The following is an 18,465-nucleotide window of genomic DNA, read 5'->3' as shown; positions in this document are numbered from 1 at the left end:
GTCAAAGGCTCTATCAGCAAGCAATGCACCAAACTCTTTGTCTTTAATTAAAGGTTTTTAGGTGCTGCAAACGCCGTCAACATCGAGAGTGAAATCGGTGTGAATCTCATCGCGCCTAATAATATTTACCTACTCCCTAATAAAAACCATATCAGTGTGTTTGAGCCTACTGGTTCTTATTGATATGCTATTTAGTTTTTATTCAATTGTGGAAGACAACTATGACTTCACCGCTTCACCGCTTGTATTCTTTTCGCCGCTGTCCCTATGCCATGCGTGCCCGTCTCGGTCTTTTATTTGCCGAGCAGTCTGTAGCGCTGCGGGAGGTTACGCTGAAGAATAAACCAGAGCAAATGCTAGCGATTAGCCCAAAAGGGACAGTACCCGTTTTACAGTTGGCGGATGGGACCGTCATTGAAGAAAGTGACGAGATTATGATGTGGGCACTTGCGCAGAATGACCCACACGGCTTACTTGATAAAAATACATTACCGCAAGCAAATGACTTGATTGCACAAAATGACAACGAGTTTAAATATTGGCTAGATCGATACAAATATGCAGATCGTTATCCTGGGATGACGCAGAGCGAGTATCGACAGCGCGGCGAGGTGTTTTTGCAGGTATTGGAGACGCTATTGACAAAAAATGTCTATCTATTAGGAGACAGTGTGACCACAGCGGATATTGGTATCATGCCGTTTGTTCGTCAATTTGCGCATGTTGATCGTGAGGTGTTTTATGGTTTGCCATACCCTAAATTGCAACAGTGGTTACAAGATTGGCTTGCGCATCCGTTATTTTTGCAAGTTATGACTAAGTTTGAACCATGGCAAGAAGGCGATGAGGTGGTGATTTTTCCTTGTTAATATCTAGTATTTGAAGTTATTTATATGATCACATGAGTGGTGAGTGGTAGGTAAAGTATAGATTTGAAAGAACGTAGGAGAATACACATTGTATACTTGTAGTGGTCAAATATTTTTAGACAGTACTTAAGAGGTTTTTGTTGAAATAAAGTCTCTCTTTCTTGCTCGGTGTTAAATACTCATTAAAGCTGTGTGGTCTTACACTTTGATAATAGCCCCAAATATAATCATTTACTGCCTGCCGAGCCTCATCAATATTGTCATAGCCGTTTTTTGGCATCCACTCTGTCTTAAAGCTTCTAAAGAACCTCACATGTTTTTCAAGCTCTTGTATACGCCGTAATTCAGGCGTTAGGGCTTTGCCTTCTGATGGCATGACACCTTGCTGTTCTTTACGGTATTTATATACCCAATTCTCTAAGGTGGTTTTGCCGATACCTAATGAGTTGGCTACTTCTGGTATCTTCCTGCCTTGATCTTCAACCAGTTTAATGGCTTCTAGCTTAAATTCTTGGCTGTAGCGTCCGCGTTTGGTGGTCATATCTTCTCTCCAGTTTTGGTGATAGTATAACCTCTTATCTACTGTCCTATTTCATTATGCCACTACAATGACACCTGCTGAGTACAGGCAGGTGGCTTAATTATTCTACGATGATGTTGTGTTAAGAATGGGGTATTTACAATGAGGTAATTCCGCTTATGGAACATTTAGCAGGCCTAACAAGACCGTAAGTTGACCTCCCTGCGCTACACTTCAGCCGGTAAATTATGGCAGCGTTGATATCACTACCACTTGCCAAGTTGAATACACTGATGACTATCTAACTTGTAAGCCATAATTACTTTAGTTTGAATTAAAGTGAGTGAATGCATAGACTGAAGCAAGTAATGTTGTCTTCAGTCTATGTTCGTAGTTCGATTACACTTATTCTATAGGAGACGGCTTACCGTGCGGGCTTGAGCGTAGGTACTGTTTGGGCGCTTTGACGGTTGCGCCAAGCTCGGCCGCCGCGTGCCACGGCCAGTGCGGGTCATAGAGGATACCGCGTGCCAAGGCAACCGCGTCCGCTTGCTGCTCGGTGATGATGCTTTCTGCCTGCTCGGCCTCGGTGATTAGGCCCACGGCAATGACGGGTATATTGACCGCTTCTTTTACGGCTGCGGCAAAAGGTACTTGATAGCTCGCCTTTACAGGGATTTGCTGCTCTGGGCTCAGTCCTGCGGTGCTCACATGGATATAATCACAGCCTAATGCTTCTAAGGCTTTAGCCAGCTCAATCGTTTGGGTAAGGTCCCAGCCGCCTTCGACCCAATCGGTTGCAGAAACCCGCACGCCCACTGGCTTGTCACTTGAAAACTCAGCCCGAACCGCTGTAAACACGTCAAGTAACAAGCGCATTCTGTTTTCAAGACTGCCGCCGTATTGATCATCACGCTTGTTAGAAAGCGGCGATAAAAACTGATGCAATAGATAGCCGTGCGCACCATGCAGCTCAATTAAGTCAAGCCCCAGCGTATCTGCGCGTTTTGCTGCATTCACAAAATCACTGATGAATGTATCAATGTTTTTTTGGTCCATGGCTGTGGGTACAGTAGAGTTTTCGTCATACGCAAGCGCTGATGGTGCCACCGTTTGCCAGCCATTTACCTCATCAGGGGCAATCGAGCCGTCGCCGTCCCATGGTTTTTTGGTTGACGCTTTACGCCCAGCATGGGCCAACTGGATGCCTATCGGCATTGGGCTGTACTGTCTGACAGCAGTGAGCGTTTTATCCAGTGCCGCTTGCGTCCTGTCATCCCATAATCCCAAATCAGCATAGCTGATGCGTCCTTGCGGGTTGACCGCCGTCGCTTCTAAAATAAGTAGCCCTGCACCGCTCAAACTCATCTGACCGATATGAATCGTATGCCAATCGCTTGCCGCGCCGTCATTGGCAGAGTACTGGCACATGGGGGCGATGATAATACGGTTATCTAGGGTGAGTTGCCCAAGTTGTAAAGGCGAAAAAAGCTGGCTCATAATAAATCCTTAAAAAAACGCGCCTCGCTTAAAGGCATGGAAAATAACAGGAAAAATCGATATAAATGGTTTATATAATTAGCGCTTGAATACATGATGGGGATGAATGGTTTTTTTATAGGGTACATTTAAGTGAGGCTAGCTGATATATAGATTACTCTCAATCATGTTTTTCATATGCAGCAGGCGAGGGGCGATGTCTTCTTCTAGCTTGGTGCGACTCAGGATAAAACTTGGCGCGCCGCAGTTAAACGTGAGCAACCCTTCCGTCGGGTGCATCAGCGCAATGGCGACCGCATTGACATCCTTTTGCCATTCACTGATAGAAAAACAATAGCCGTAATCTTCATAATCTTGAAAGGCTTTGTCCAGCCCTCGTCTGATCTTTAGCCAATCATCCTTGTACTTATTGCGAATCGCATTTAGGATAAATTCTTGTTCAGCAGGCGGCATGCTGGCGAGGCAAGCGCGTCCCATTGAGCTTAAATGAATGGGGAGATATGAGCCGATATTGCGCTGCATGGTCGTACTACCAGCGCCCTGTACCACATTGAGATAGACCATCATCAACCGATCACGCGTCGCCATAGCCACCGCACTATTGGCATAATCCGCCAGCTCTTCCATATAAGGGGTCGCGAGATTGTTGATGGAGATGTTGGTCATCATGGTATAGCCAAACCCAAGCACGCCGGTTGAGAGCTGATACTTACTGCTCGTAGTAGACTGTTTGAGATAGCCTAATTTGACCAGGGTATAGGTGAGGCGAGTGATGGTACCCTTAGGAATCCCTGTCAGTTGACTCAGCTCTTGATTGCCCAGATAAGGTCGCTTCGGGGTAAAACAGCGCAGTAGCTCAAGACCACGAGCCAACGCGGTGACAAACTGTCTGTCGTTTTTGCCCTGCATCTCTGCAATGGGTTCTAACAGCTCCATATGCATCTCATTATTAGGGTCGTCATTGGCAAGGGTGTCGTTCGTCATAGGCGGTCTATTATCCCCAATTCAGTCCATACAAGCATAGTAAAATTATCACTACCTAGCGCCACTGTGAGCCAGTATTGCTCTATAGAACAAGTATTTAGCAAATACTCATTATAGGCTTTATCACTGACTCACAGTCACATACCAAAGGTAGTTTATCTTGTTCATTATACTATATTACCGTACATTTATATTCTCAGCATAGCATGATATGGGGAGATTGTTTCGCTATGCGGTATGAACGGTCGTAATATAGGGAGTCAACGGCATTATAAAAGATTTTATGAGGCCTCTTGTGGATCATACTGCTTTTCTTTGATAAACAAAGTTGGGATCAGACCACATAAGAAGTAAGCACCTGCCATCAGCAGCAGACCTGCACCGATGGAGTTATGCATGGCCATATAGCCAATAGCAACAGGGGCAATCACAGAACCAAGTCGTCCGATATTAAAGGCACCGCCAATGGCTGTCCCTCGAATAGCTGTTGGGAAGCTCTCGGTCAGATAGGTGGCATTGATGGCATAAGGAATCCCATATAAAAAACCAAAGGTAATCATTAACCAGCCAATATTCTCTGGGGTGTGCGTGTATACCAAAATAGGGATAAACAGTGCAGTACCCATGGTACCAAAGGCAAAGACGATCTTACGGCCGATTTTATCCGCCATAAATCCTGCCACTACTTTGGCAAACATCATGGTCAAGTAAGTGCCCGCCATATATAGCGCCATCTCTTTAAACTTAATTCCAAGCTCGGTCTCTAAATAAGACGGCAGCCAGTTGCTTACCCCAAAATAGCCAAACAGTAACAACCCTGAGCTCATCGACCACAATATAAACATGATGCGATGCTTGGGGTTTTCAAAGATGGCTTTGTAAGGGTTTTCCGCTTTTTTGGTTGTGTCTTTTTCGCCGCTTAATTTGCGCGCACGCGCCTCTTTCCAGGATTGTGGCTCAGGTACTAAGAAGTACATGGAGATGGCTAGCAGCAGTGGCAAAAACGTCAATAGATATAAAGTGCGCCAGCCATAGCTAGGGATGATCCATGCTGAAACGCTGGTAATCACCAAAGATCCGAGCGTAAACCCTGTCATGAGCGCGGCAAGTACCGTGGTTCGATGCTTAGTCGGCACCATCTCAGACATCAACGTGTTGGTGGCGATATATAAGCTGCCAAGCCCTAAGCAAGCAATAAATCGTAGTGCCACAAACTGCTCATAGCTCTGCACAAGCCCACTAAAACCAGATAGGATAGAAAACATCCCAGTCGCCAGAACGATCACGCGTACCCGTCCAAAGCGGTCACAGGCCCAGCCACCAAAAACCCCGCCAATAGCCATGCCAAACAATGACCAGCTGCCCAGCGCGCCAGCTTGTACATTGGTCAATCCAAATTCTTGCTTGAGACTAGAGAGGGTAAAAGCAAGAATACCGATGTCAGCGCCATCACATAGCAATACCAAAAAACAAAAAACAAAGGCCAGCTTCCAAGGCTGTTTTTGGACCGTGCTTGCGCTTGGGTCTGACGTTATAGCGACACTTTTCACAATGTATATCCTTATCGTTGTGAGAATCAAAGTCTGAGTTATAAAGAGAAGGGAACGGCATCAGCATCCTAGCAAATACCGCCTTGTGTTTTGGTGAGCACGCCTGCGAGATAGATTACTCGCTGGCTTCTTTGATCATATTGCGGGCAATGATGACTTGCTGAATTTGGGTCGTACCTTCATACAGACGATAGAGACGCACATCACGATAAAAACGCTCAATACCATAATCTGCGATATAGCCTGCGCCGCCATGGATTTGTACGGCTCTATCCGCCACGCGGCCGCACATCTCGGTGGCAAACATTTTGGCGCATGAGGATTCGGTCACGACATCTTTGCCCTCATCACGTAGACGCGCTGCATCTAGTACCATGGATTTGGCGGCATAAATCTCTGCTTTTGAGTCAGCGAGCATGCCTTGAATGAGCTGAAAACTGGCAATAGGCTGCCCAAATTGCTTACGCTCGACGGCATAATGTAATGCATCATTTAGCATGCGAGTCGCAGCGCCAGTACTGGCGGCTGCAATGTGCAATCGTCCTTTATCAAGAACTTTCATCGCGGTTTTGAAGCCCACACCTTCGACACCGCCAATGAGCGCATCGGCTGGCACGACACAGTTGTCAAAGATGACATCACAGGTATGCGCGCCTTTTTGGCCCATTTTTTTATCAATTTTGCCCAAAGTAATACCCGGTGTGTCACTCTCCACAATAAATGCCGAAATGCCGCCTGCGCGTTTGTTTTGTGGGTCAGTACGTGCCATGACAGTGAAGATACCCGCTTGCGGGGCATTGGTGATATAGCGTTTGGTACCGTTGATGATATAAGTATCACCATCTCTAACAGCGGTTGTCTTTAATGAGGCGGCATCTGAGCCTGAATCAGGCTCGGTCAAGCAAAATGAACCAATGATCTCACCGCTGGCAAGGCGAGGTAGATATTTCTGCTTTTGCGCTTCTGTCCCATCAATCACAAGACCAGAGGAGCCAATACCATTATTTGTCCCTATTAATGAACGAAAGGCAGGAGAGGTACGTCCCAGCTCAAATGCCAAGGTCACTTCTTCTTCCATCGTGACACCAAGACCACCATACTCTTCAGGAATAGTTAGCCCAAATAGCCCAAGCTCGCGCATCTGCTCGATGATCTCTTCTGGTAGGCGATCGTTTTCTGCCACCCAGTGCTCCAGAGGAACGAGTTGGTCATTAACGAAGTTGCGGATGGTATGAGTGATATGGTCGAGGGTTTCTTTATCTCTAATCATATGAGTCTTCCTTGTTGGATAAATGCCTGTTTGATTGATGACTGCCTGTTTGATTGATGACTGATAGTCATAACGGCTTTTTGACGATGTTAGTCATGTAACGTCCTTGGATAATTAGCATAATCGATGAATAAGTAAATTACAATATTTTTGGTTTAAAAAACCGCATTGCAGTATTTTTATTATAAATATGATAATTGTTCTCTATAATTTTTCTCATTTAACCAATTTTTGCCCTTCACAAACTAAAATAAACAGTATATATTGATATTAAATACCGCATAGCGATATTTTTATTTCAAAATAATCGTTTTAGTATGTTTTTGTACTTTATTATGTATTTGTACTTTATATCGAAATGATGTTTAAGGAGTGGATCATGGAAGAGCAACTCATTATTTGTGGAAAACAAGGAGACGGCGTGAGTGTCATCACGCTCAATCGTCCCAAAGTGCGCAATGCACTAAACAGTGAGCTACGCCAACAAATGGCGGATCTGTTCATTCAGTTAAATGATGATCCACAAACCAAAGCGATCGTGCTGACGGGTGGTGACAAGGTGTTTGCTGCTGGTGCCGATATCAATGATTTTTTGACGACTGGCACAGCAGATATGTATCTGCGCCGTAGCGAGCGCTATTGGCGAGCGATTACTCATTGCAGCAAGCCTATTATTGCTGCCGTCAATGGTTACGCACTTGGCGGTGGCTGTGAGCTGGCCATGCATGCTGACATCATCATCGCTGGCAAATCTGCCAAATTTGGACAGCCCGAGATCAAAATAGGACTGATGCCAGGAGCAGGAGGCACGCAGCGTTTGTTTCGTGACATTGGCAAACACAAGGCCATGAAGATGGTACTCACGGGCGATATGATCAGCGCTGATGAGGCGGATACAATGGGGCTGGTCTCTGAAGTCGTCGAAGATAAGACCACCATTACGCGTGCCATCGAGATTGCCGAGCAGCTGTCAAAGTACTCTCCCATTGCCTTAGCGCAAATCAAAGAGGTGGCAACGCTGGGTGCTGATATGCCTTTAGAAGGCGCGTTAGCACTGGAGCGTAAAGCCTTTCAGATTCTGTTTGATACGCATGATCAAAAAGAAGGGGCCAAAGCCTTTTTGGAAAAGCGCCCTGCAGAGTATAAAGGCTATTAAGGGGCAGATGCCGCTTATCTCTTTTGCCCACGCCGACCAACTCCTATCGCAAATTATGTAGAGAATCATTATGACCGTGAATACACTTGCCATTGTTGGCACTGGTATTATGGGTATGGGTATTGCCCAAATTGCTGCCCAAGCTGGTATCCAAGTTCTTTTATATGACGCCAAAGCAGGCGCAGCTGAGCAAGGACGACAGTCGCTGAAAACCATGCTTGAAAAGCTCACTGCCAAAGGCAAATTCAGCGATGATGAGCTACAAGCTATGCTAAGCCGTTTAACCGTCGTCCAAGAGTTAAGCCAAATCGCGACCGCTGAGATCGTGGTTGAAGCCATTATCGAAAACTTAGACATCAAAAAACAGCTTTTTGCTCAGTTAGAAGAGGTCGTCACCCCTGATACTGTTTTGGCGACCAACACCTCCTCATTATCAGTCACGGCAATTGCTGCTGACTGCGATTATCCAGAGCGCGTGGCAGGGTTTCACTTTTTTAACCCCGTACCACTGATGAAAATCGTAGAAATCATTCCGGGCCTTTCTACTCAGCAATCAGTCGTTGACGTTCTCGCCGATTTGGCCAAACGGATGGGTCATCTGGGCGTGGTCGCAAAAGACACACCGGGTTTCATCGTCAATCATGGTGGCAGAGCCTATGGTACCGAAGCGTTAAAAATACTGGGCGAGGGCATCGCAAGTTTTGAGCAAATAGACCGCATTTTACGTGATGGCGCAGGGTTTCGTATGGGGCCGTTTGAGCTGTTAGATCTGACGGGCATTGATGTGTCACACCCCGTGATGGAGTCAATTTACGACCAGTTTTATCATGAAGCGCGCTATCGCCCGCATCCATTAACCCGTCAGATGCTGGTAGGCAAAAAGCTCGGCCGTAAGGTTGGCGGCGGTTTTTATCAATACGAAAAAGGTCAAAAGGTTTCCGTAGATAGTGCTCAGAATCAAGTACCTAAGGCGGCGCTTGTCGCTGATGCCACTATTAGATCAGTGTGGATTGGCGCTGATTTGGCAGAAGATAAGACGCAGCTGATTGATTACTTAAATGCTCATAACGTCACTATCGATGACAACGACACACCACACCCTGATAGTTTGGTGCTACTCGCCATCTATGGCGAAGATACGACCAATGCTGCGATTCGTTATCAGGTTGATCCCAAGCAAGCGGTTGCGATTGATATGCTCACCGAACTTACAAAGCATCGTACGTTGATGCCAAGCATCGTCACGCAAGAACGATTCGTGGCGCAAGCTTATGCGTTATTTGGCAATAGCACAGGTAATAAAGGCTCAGATAGTCGTGAAGCAGATGCGCAGGAGGCGAGCAGTGCCACGCTGATTACCGAAAGTACAGGTTTTGTGGCACAGCGGGTGGTCGCCATGGTAATCAATCTCGGCTGTGACATCGCCATGCAAAAGATTGCCACGCCAGAGGATATCGATAATGCCGTCAAGCTTGGGCTGGGGTATCCGTATGGTCCGATCTCTTGGGGCGATCATCTTGGTGCTTCGCGTGTCCTGCTCATTTTAGAGCGTATCTACGCGCTCACAGGCGATCCACGCTATCGCCCAAGCCCTTGGTTACAGCGCCGCGCCAAGCTGGACGTGTCATTGTTCACTCAGCAGGCCATTTATTAGTACAAACAACAAAATATCGTTATAAAACCATTTATTTAAAGTGAAAAAATACAACAAGGAAGCGTTATGTTAGGTGCCTATATTTATGATGGATTAAGAAGCCCTTTTGGTCGCTATGTGGGCGCATTGGCAACGGTGCGTCCTGATGATCTGGTCGCCACCGTAATAAAAGCGTTGGTCGAAAAACATCAATTGCCGAGCGATGTGTTTGATGAAGTGCTGCTAGGCAGTGCTAACCAAGCGGGTGAGGATTCTCGCAATATCGCGCGTAACGCTGCTCTTTTGGCAGGGCTGGATGTCACCACGCCAGGTCAGACCGTCAATCGCCTATGTGCGTCAGGTTTGTCTACTGTGGTCGATGCTGCGCACAGTATCACGTGTCATGAAGGGGATATTATTTTGGCGGGTGGGGTCGAGTCGATGACGCGTGCGCCTTTTGTCTTTGCCAAGACAGAGCAGCCGTTTAGCCGTGACTTTAAAGTATTTGATACGACCATCGGTAGCCGTTTTCCCAACCCAAAGATTATTGAGCAGTTCGGTAAAGATACCATGCCGCAGACGGGTGACAATGTTGCTCATAAATATGGCATTACGCGCGAGGAAGCCGATAAGTTTGCCGCCGCATCACAAGCCAAATACCAAGCTGCCAAACAAGCAGGATTTTTTGACGATGAGATAACGCCTATCACCGTCCCACAAGGTAAAAAGTTGCCCGAAAAAGTCGTTACCGATGATGAGCACCCCCGCGCCAGCTCCGATATTGCAGCGCTACAAAAGCTTAAACCTTTAAATGAAAATGGCATAGTTACGGCAGGTAATGCCTCCGGTATCAATGACGGCGCAGCTGCGCTTATCATCGGCTCAAAACAAGCAGAAGAGAAACTAGGCTTTAAGCCCATTGCCAAAATCTTATCATCAGGTGCGATGGGGGTTGAGCCTAACATCATGGGCGTGGGTCCTGTTGAAGCGATTAAGCTGGCATTAAAGCGTGCAGATTTAACGCTAGATGACATGTCTGTCATTGAGATCAATGAAGCCTTTGCCTCACAGGTACTGGGTTGTCTAAAAGGGTTGGATATTGATTTTGATGATAAGCGCGTCAATCCTAATGGCGGCGCCATCGCGGTCGGGCATCCACTGGGCGCATCTGGTGCACGAATCGCTTTGAGTACCGCTCGAGAATTACAGCGTACGGGCGGCAAATATGCAGTGGTTAGCCTATGCATTGGCATCGGGCAAGGGCTTGCCATGGTGATAGAGCGCGTCTGATATTAAAAGCCCACACACCGAATGACTGATTATCAAGGATTATTGAATATCAAGGATGACACTATGACCACTGTGCTCAACGAACATGACAACTACCATCAGGCCGAAGAAGCGTATAGGTTTCCACTGATTATTAAGCAACTACTCAACCGTGCCAAAGTCGCCTCCACCAACCAAACCATCAGCTATGCGGACAAAGTCACGTTTACCTATGCTGAATTTTTTAAGCGCATCAACCGCTTGGCCAATGTCCTAAAAAACATGGGCTTGCAGGCAGGGGATGTGGTCGCGGTCATGGACTGGGACAGTCATCGTTATCTTGAGGCGTATTTTGCCGTACCCATGTCGGGCATGATTTTACAAACGGTCAATGTCCGTCTGTCTGAAGATAAAGTGCTCTATACCATCAACCATGCTGCACCAAAAGCGCTACTGTTAAATGCTGAGTTTGAGCCGATGATCAAAGATTATCGTGATGATGCACCGTCTATTGAGCATGTCATCTGGGCAGACGATGCAGAGGATGACAATGCAGGTAGTGAGAAAGCAGGTAGTGAGAAAGCAGAGCTGCCTGACTATGTCGATGGCGAGTATGAAGCATTGTTAGCCGCGGCTAGCGATACGTTTGATTTTCCAGATTTTGATGAAAACACCATTGCGACCACCTTTTATACCAGTGGGACGACAGGCGATCCAAAAGGAGTTTTCTTTACCCATCGACAGATTGTACTACAGACGATGGCAAGCACTTTGGCATCAGCGCTCAATGCTGAAGGTCAAGGCGCTCGCTACGACGATGTCTATATGCCAATGACGCCCTTGTTCCACGTTCATGCATGGTGTTGGCCATATGGCGCCACCATGATAGGGCTAAACCAAGTGTATCCGGGACGCTATCTGGCTCCAAAGCTTGTCGATTTGATCGAGGAGCACAAGGTTACGTTGTCACATGGTGTCCCTGCGATATTACAAATGCTCCTCAAAGAAATGGCAGAACGCGGTCGTAAATTTGAGAATCTCAAACTACTGCTAGGGGGCTCAAAGCTCAACGAGGGCTTAGCTAAAGCCGCTATCGAGTGCGGTATTGAGTTTATGTCAGGGTTTGGGATGTCAGAGTCCTGTCCTGTGCTGTCTCGAGCGGTATTCGATGACAAAACCGAGTCAATGACCCTAGAGGACAATCTCAATTATCGCTGTCTGTCAGGCTCGCCCATCATGCTGGTATCGATGGAAATCTGGGACGAAAATGGTCAACCTCAACCGATGGATGGTGAGTCGACAGGCGAGCTTGTGATACGAGCGCCGTGGCTAACCCAAAGCTATTTTAAAAATCCCGATGCAGGCAATGCGCTATGGAAAGGCGGCTGGATGCATACGCAAGACATTGCCTGCATAAGCGCCGATGGTACGCTGAGCATCACCGATAGACTAAAAGACGTTATCAAGTCTGGTGGCGAATGGGTGTCCTCGCTCGAGGTTGAGACGATTCTATCCTTTCACCCAAGCGTTGCTGATATCGCGGTAATTGGTGTCCCAGATGCGCGCTGGGGCGAGCGCCCTCTTGCATTGGTCGTGCTAAAACCAGACTATGCCGATACAACGTCGACAGATATTTTGGCACTGGGTCATCAAGCGGTTGAGAGAGGTCATTTGCCAAAATATGGCGTGCCAAGTGAAGTGAGGTTTTTGTCAGAAATGCCAAAAACCAGCGTCGGTAAACTCGATAAAAAACGCATGCGCTCGATGTATTCAGAAAACATCATCTAGCCAAATAGACCTGTCACCATCACAGCGAGTTTACTAACAGAAAAGACGTATATAAACCCTAGTGTCTGCATAAATGCTAGGGATGGGGGAGGTGTGTGTCATGAGTACCCTGAGTCACACGCATCATCTATATAACAAAACCTGCCTAATAAAAAGAGACAAGCTATGGAAGCGGTTCCTACATTTCCAGAAATACAAGAGGCTGTCACAAGTGATGACAGTCATCCATTACACGACTTTACGGTTATCTACCCTCAGCAAGTGGAATGGGGCGATATGGATACCTTTGGTCATGTCAACAATGTGGTCTATTACGAATATTCTCAAAATGCTCGTATCTACTACAACAGGCGACTTGGTTTATTTAATGAAAAAACGTTTTCGGTGATGGCAGCCTCGTCATGTCGATACCTTACTCCAGTTGCTTATCCTGATACGTTGTGGATCGGCGTCAAGGTCAAAAAAATCGGCAACTCAAGTCTGGTGCACGAATACACCTATTATAGTACCGCACTAAAAAAAGTCGTTGCAATCGGTGAGTCGGTGCTGGTCTATCTCGATAAATTGAGCGGACAAAAAAAGCCAATCGATGAGACACACAAAGAAGCCATTGCAACATTAGAGAGTATCGACCAAGAAGCATAACACCCAATAGAACATCAATTGGTTACTGACTCTTTGATGAGACAGCAGGTAATAGGTAGGAGGCAATTTATAAAAAACGCATTCACGGTTATGAAGTAAAGAGCACGTAATCACCATTGGCATTGATAAGGATATCAACATATAACAGGGAAGAGAGGAATGATGCTTTATACAAAAAGGCTATCTGTAGGATTGGCTATGGTAGCAACCTGCGCATCTGCGCAAGCGATCGATATTGTGACAACGGGCGATACAACATTGAGTATCGGTGGTTATATCAAAGCAGAAGGGGTATTTAATTCGCCTGATGAGGGAGATTCGGAGTTTAAGGGAAACTTACGCCAGTCACGTATTAATGTGAAGACGACCAAGTCTGTGGAGGATAAAAAGCTCACAGGTTTTATTGAAGGCGATTTTTATGGGGATTATGCCAAGGGCGGATCCAACCTGCGCTTGCGCCATGCTTATGTGCAAGTGGATGATCTGACAGTAGGTAAAACGTGGAACGGTCAATTTTTAGCCGTTGCACCCCTCTCCACCGAGCAGCTTGATTTTTGGGGAACAGGTATCGGCACAGCCTCCGGTGGCGGCTCATACATTCGTCCAGATTTGACAGTGCATTACACTTATAAGGGGCTGCGTTTTACCGCTCAAGACCCTGTGTATGACGATGCCAGCCTACCTGACATGGTGGTCAGTTACAAAGATAAGATAGCCAATCTCGACTATAATGTCGCTGTCACGGCGCGTGAAGCTGAGAACGGAGAGGACTCGGATGTGGGCGTTGGCGTGTCTTTAGCAGGCAAACTGTCGTTGGGTCAAGATTCTCTCCATGCGAGTGTCTATAACGGCAAAGGGATGGGTACTTATTCTGCCATATGTGTGGGCGGGCCGCTTATTATGAATGGCGGTGCCGACTGTGACGCCGAAAATGGCAAACTGATCTCTCAGACAGGTTATAGTGTTGGTTATAAGCATCAGTTCTCTCAAAAACTGCGTGGCAACTTGCGTTATGGTGAGGTCAATGTCGATGACGTGGCAGGTACCTCTACCAATGTCAAAAGCGCCAACCTTATCTATGAGTATCTGCCAGATTTAGACTTGGGGATTGAGTGGCGAGAGCAAAGTGCGACGACCTTTCCATGGATGCCAGCAGGTCAACAAATTGAAATAATGGCCAAATACGAGTTTTGAGAGTGATGAATTGAGAGGGGTGCTATTTTTAATGATATTTATAATATAGCTCACGATAGACTTGTCATGCTACCAAGCGCATTAAACAACACCCTAGACATTTATCAATGCATGGGGTGTTTTGGTAAGGGTCGCTAATAGTTATCTACAAGTGTTGTATCGATTCATCCCAATAGGGCGGTGAACCGTAATACCCTTCGATAAAATCAATAAAACATCTGATTTTGTGTGGCAACAGCTTTCGATGGGCGTACACCGCATACAACCCCAATGTCTCGGGCTCGTAATCAGGTAACACCATCATAAGCTTCCCTTTACTCAGGGCTTCACTAGCAATAAACGTGGGCTGTAATGCTATTCCAGCGCCAGCCACTGCCGCATTGACAAGCAAATCTCCGTTATTACTGCTCAGCTCCGAGTTTGGCTGATTGGTCGTATCTAGCCACTGATAAATATCTTCTTTGCCGTATTTTTCCATATAACTGTAATGCAAATACCGATGGTTTTTTAGGTCTTTAGGTTTGCTGGGCACGCCATATTTGTCTAGATAGGCAGGGGAAGCACACAAGATGACGCGGACAGGCGCAACTTGCTTGGCAATCAGTGACGAGCTTTTGAGCTGACCGATGCGCAGCGCCACATCAAATCCTTCTTCAACGATATCTACTTTGCGGTCGTTCAGCTGCAAATCGACATTAACCGAAGGATAACGTGTCTGAAAATCCGTGACCAATTTTGCCATATGTTTTAGTGCAAAGGATACAGGCGCGCTTATTCTCAATGTGCCTTTTGGGTTCTGCTGAAACCCACCTAATTTGGACTCCATATCATCGATACTGAGTAACACTTGCTGTGCATGCTCGAAATAGTGAGTACCTGCCTCCGTCAGACTGACTTTACGGGTCGTGCGGTTCAGTAAGCGTATATCCAGTCGCTCTTCTAGCTTTGACACATATTTGCTCACCAACTGCGGCGACAGTTGCATGGCTGTAGCGGCATTGCTAAAACTGCCCTCAATCACCACTGATACAAACGCCCGCATCGCATCAATTCTATCCATTATTCAGGTTTTCCTTCCAGTGGTTATCAATATTCTCTCGTCAGTCATCTTACGCTGTTGCTTCACCGATAGTAAAGTCGTGCGTTCTATTGACCTTGGATGGCAGCGTTGATTTTTCATCTAAAATGTTTCTAGTTAATATAAATGATAATAATTTTCATTATTGTTTGTATTATTTTTATAATGTTGCTAAAGTGTGCATGCTTTATTACTAAGTAGCGAACCATATTTACTATCGCTGCTTTTGAGATGTGATCTATATCAATACATTAGCCATTGGGCTTATATCAATTGAAATAAAGGCAGCTCGTCTTAGCTTTTTGACAAGCGTAGTCAATGCGCTGTAAAAGCCTTTTTTTGGTAACGCTGACGATATTGATAAAACCAAGTACTTTCAGGATTGTGATTTATGCCGATACTATCAACACCTTCTAATGATAAAAATAATTTTCGTTCACAAAAGCTGCCACGCTTAGCAACCAGTCAAGCCCTATTAAGCATTGCCATTGCCTCTATCCTTAGCACGACTGCTGTTGCTGCTGAGAATGACGTGACACAAACCACCGATGAGCAAAGCCTTGATAAACAAAGCCTTGATGAGCAAGCAGCGCTACCCAGTACCACGCTAGATACTATTGTCGTACGTGCCGCTAGGGATGAGTTGGTACAAGCGCCGGGTCTATCAGTGATTGGTGAAGAGGCGATTGAGAAGGCGTTGTTGTCTAATGATATCTCAGAGATCGTGCGCAAAATGCCCGGTGTGAACCTATCAGGATCATCTACTTCGGGTCAACGCGGCAATCAGCGTCAAATCGATCTGCGCGGTATGGGGCCAAACAACACGCTTATTCTGATCGATGGTCGTCCAGTGACGTCACGTAACGCGGTGCGTCCGGGTCGTGGTAGCGAGCAAGATACGCGCGGCGACTCACAATGGGTACCACCAAGCGCCATTGATCGCATCGAAGTGTTGCGTGGTCCAGCTGCCGCTCGTTATGGCTCAGGTAGTATGGGCGGTGTCGTCAATATCATCACCAAACGCCCGACTGAGTCAGAGTTTTCTATCAGTGGGCACTATGAGACGCCAGAGAGCGATCTTGAGGGCAAAAACTGGCGTACCAATATCAATATGGCAGGCCCGTTGAATGATAAGCTCTCCTTCCGTACCACGCTTGGCTATCACGAAAGTGAAGGGGATGATCCTTATATTAATGCCGATGATGCTCAGGTTGTCGATGGTCGCGGCGGTCCGTCCGCTTCGGTGGCAGCAGGGCGTGAAGGGGTAGAAAATATAGATGCTCGCCAGTTGTTTGAATACGCGATGGATGCGATGAATACCGTTGGATTTGAGGTGAATTATAGCAATCAAAGTAACCGCTGGGCGGGCGACTCACAGTTTCAGACCGTCAATGATGACTTGGTCAATGCGCTGGCAGGTCAGGAGACCAATAAGATGGAGCGTTATGGTGCGGCATTGACCCACCGCGGTGACTATGAGAATACCAGTAGCAATAGCTATCTAGAGTATACGCGCACGATTAATGAGCGTCTGAATGAAGGCAACGCTGGTCGTTACGAAGGTGAAATCTCGCAACCCGAAGGGGAGGCTGAATATAATTGGACAAAAGCGACCTATGACACACTAAATGCAAAATCTGAATGGGACGTCTATTTTGACCGTCATACCGTGACGGCAGGTGCGGAATTCCGCGGTGAGCAACTGGACAACCCACTGGTGTCGACTTTGACGTTTGATGAGGGCTTTGATTTTGGCGAGACCGAAACCGATCCATCCAAGCGTGATGCAAAGACAGAGTCATATCTGGTTGGTGCGTATTTAGAAGACAATTACCAAATCACCCCTGACTGGTATATCACTCCTGGTTTGCGTTTTGATTATCATGATCAGGCAGGTAGCAATTGGTCACCCAGCCTTAATACCACTTGGAATTTTAGCCCAAACTGGTCGGTAAAAGCAGGAGCCAGTCGCGCGTTTAAAGCGCCGTCACTCTATCAGCTGGATCCGAACTATATCTATTACACGCGTAGTAATGGCTGCCCAGCCAGCGTACCTACTGATCAACGGGGCTGTTATGTCTTGGGTAATCCTGAGCTGGATCATGAGACCTCTTGGAACAAAGAGCTAACCTTTACCTATAAAGACGATACTGGCCTGAACGCTGGCTTGACTTACTATCGCAACGACTATGACAATCGTATCGGCGCTGGAGTAGAGCGTGTGGGTGTGGTTGGCGTGGTCGCTGACGGTATCGCTGCTGACCGTTCTGTGTTTCAATGGGAAAATCAGGGAGAGGCAATCATCGAAGGTCTGGAAGGGTTTGTCAAAGTGCCAGTCACAGACACGGTCACTTGGTCGACCAACATGACGGGCAATATCCGCTCAGAGCGTAAAGACAACGGTGAGCCATTGTCCTTGATTCCAAAATATACCATGAACTCTAATGTTGATTGGGACATCACCCCGCGCTGGAATACAAATCTTGGTGTCAGCTACTACGGCCCCATCGAAGCCCCTGAAATATCTGTCACGACTGGCGACGCTCTAAGCACACCCAAGCTTGATCGTAAACCCTATGCGATCGCCAACGTGAGCACCCGTTATGATCTGACAGACGACATCACTATTGGCGCTGGGGTCAAAAACCTATTTGATAAGCAAATCAAGCGTGAAGGCACAACGACCAATGCAGGCGCTCGTACGTACAATGAACCGGGTCGTTATTACCTCTTTGATGTCAGCGTGAACTTTTAAACGTTAAAAATATCTTTTTATTCAAAGTATTTTTTCTACTAAAAAGACGCTCACTTATTAACATAAAAAAAGGTCTAAGCTCATTGCTTGGACCTTTTTTATGGGGCAGGGCGATTTTTTGAAGTCTGAGTACATACAACGTTATCAAGACAATTGCCTCTATAGCATTAAGCACTATGAATACTATTGTCAAAAAAATCATCCGTTTGACTGTCTTCTTGCCAATGTTACTCGATATCTTTAGCAAGCTGAAG

Annotated in this window: 13 protein-coding genes and 2 pseudogenes; 8 read left to right on the top strand and 7 right to left on the bottom strand. The window is 46.5% G+C overall.

What is annotated here, in order from left to right:
- The first annotated feature begins 221 nt into the window (after positions 1-221).
- Positions 222-869 carry a glutathione S-transferase gene (locus PSBA01_RS12360; protein ID WP_186474572.1) on the top strand — a complete coding sequence of 216 codons (648 nt, stop codon included), beginning with the start codon at positions 222-224 and terminating at the stop codon, positions 867-869.
- A 115-nt stretch (positions 870-984) separates the two neighbouring features.
- Here PSBA01_RS12360 and PSBA01_RS13350 read toward each other — a convergent pair.
- The 6 genes and pseudogenes from PSBA01_RS13350 to PSBA01_RS12335 all read right to left on the bottom strand — a co-directional run.
- A pseudogene (locus PSBA01_RS13350) lies at positions 985-1,179 on the bottom strand (integrase core domain-containing protein); the annotation flags it as partial.
- 60 nt (positions 1,180-1,239) lie between these two features.
- Positions 1,240-1,410: pseudogene (locus tag PSBA01_RS13345) on the bottom strand (transposase); the annotation flags it as partial.
- Between the two features lie 384 nt (positions 1,411-1,794).
- Positions 1,795-2,889: an NADH:flavin oxidoreductase/NADH oxidase gene (locus PSBA01_RS12350; RefSeq protein ID WP_186474570.1), complete on the bottom strand. Its 1,095-nt coding sequence runs from the start codon at positions 2,887-2,889 to the stop codon at positions 1,795-1,797.
- A 138-nt stretch (positions 2,890-3,027) separates the two neighbouring features.
- On the bottom strand, positions 3,028-3,873 hold the full coding sequence (locus tag PSBA01_RS12345; RefSeq protein ID WP_071001513.1) for an IclR family transcriptional regulator: 846 nt from the start codon (positions 3,871-3,873) through the stop codon (positions 3,028-3,030).
- 281 nt (positions 3,874-4,154) lie between these two features.
- Positions 4,155-5,423: an MFS transporter gene (locus tag PSBA01_RS12340; RefSeq protein WP_186474569.1), complete on the bottom strand. Its 1,269-nt coding sequence runs from the start codon at positions 5,421-5,423 to the stop codon at positions 4,155-4,157.
- 115 nt (positions 5,424-5,538) lie between these two features.
- Positions 5,539-6,693: an acyl-CoA dehydrogenase family protein gene (locus tag PSBA01_RS12335; protein ID WP_058025401.1), complete on the bottom strand. Its 1,155-nt coding sequence runs from the start codon at positions 6,691-6,693 to the stop codon at positions 5,539-5,541.
- Positions 6,694-7,072: 379 nt separating this feature from the next.
- Here PSBA01_RS12335 and PSBA01_RS12330 point away from each other — a divergent pair, with 379 nt between their 5' ends.
- The 6 genes from PSBA01_RS12330 (at position 7,073) to PSBA01_RS12305 (ending at position 14,378) form a co-directional block, all read left to right on the top strand.
- Positions 7,073-7,849 (top strand): enoyl-CoA hydratase, encoded by a 777-nt coding sequence (locus tag PSBA01_RS12330; protein WP_186474568.1) that lies wholly within the window; start codon positions 7,073-7,075, stop codon positions 7,847-7,849.
- A gap of 70 nt (positions 7,850-7,919) precedes the next feature.
- Positions 7,920-9,503, top strand: a complete 1,584-nt coding sequence (locus tag PSBA01_RS12325) for a 3-hydroxyacyl-CoA dehydrogenase (protein WP_186474566.1) — start codon at positions 7,920-7,922, stop codon at positions 9,501-9,503.
- A gap of 66 nt (positions 9,504-9,569) precedes the next feature.
- Positions 9,570-10,772 carry a 3-oxoadipyl-CoA thiolase gene (locus PSBA01_RS12320; RefSeq protein ID WP_186474564.1) on the top strand — a complete coding sequence of 401 codons (1,203 nt, stop codon included), beginning with the start codon at positions 9,570-9,572 and terminating at the stop codon, positions 10,770-10,772.
- Positions 10,773-10,835: 63 nt separating this feature from the next.
- Complete coding sequence (locus tag PSBA01_RS12315) at positions 10,836-12,539, top strand: fatty acid--CoA ligase (RefSeq protein ID WP_186474562.1); 1,704 nt, start codon at positions 10,836-10,838, stop codon at positions 12,537-12,539.
- A gap of 165 nt (positions 12,540-12,704) precedes the next feature.
- Entirely contained in the window at positions 12,705-13,184 is a 480-nt protein-coding gene (locus tag PSBA01_RS12310; protein WP_186474560.1) for an acyl-CoA thioesterase, read from the top strand.
- 198 nt (positions 13,185-13,382) lie between these two features.
- Positions 13,383-14,378 (top strand): hypothetical protein, encoded by a 996-nt coding sequence (locus PSBA01_RS12305; RefSeq protein WP_228724590.1) that lies wholly within the window; start codon positions 13,383-13,385, stop codon positions 14,376-14,378.
- A gap of 145 nt (positions 14,379-14,523) precedes the next feature.
- Here the strand turns inward: PSBA01_RS12305 and PSBA01_RS12300 are convergent, their stop codons facing one another.
- A complete protein-coding gene (locus PSBA01_RS12300; RefSeq protein ID WP_186474558.1) occupies positions 14,524-15,438 on the bottom strand; it encodes a LysR family transcriptional regulator in 915 nt (304 codons plus the stop codon).
- Between the two features lie 409 nt (positions 15,439-15,847).
- Here PSBA01_RS12300 and PSBA01_RS12295 point away from each other — a divergent pair, with 409 nt between their 5' ends.
- Entirely contained in the window at positions 15,848-18,211 is a 2,364-nt protein-coding gene (locus PSBA01_RS12295) for a FepA family TonB-dependent siderophore receptor (RefSeq protein ID WP_186474556.1), read from the top strand.
- Positions 18,212-18,465 lie beyond the last annotated feature (254 nt).

The sequence above is a fragment of the Psychrobacter sp. KCTC 72983 genome, assembly GCF_014280455.1.
GTDB classification, from domain to species: domain Bacteria; phylum Pseudomonadota; class Gammaproteobacteria; order Pseudomonadales; family Moraxellaceae; genus Psychrobacter; species Psychrobacter pacificensis.
Note: the sequence above shows the minus strand (reverse complement) of the source record. Positions and strands in the feature narration are given on the sequence as shown.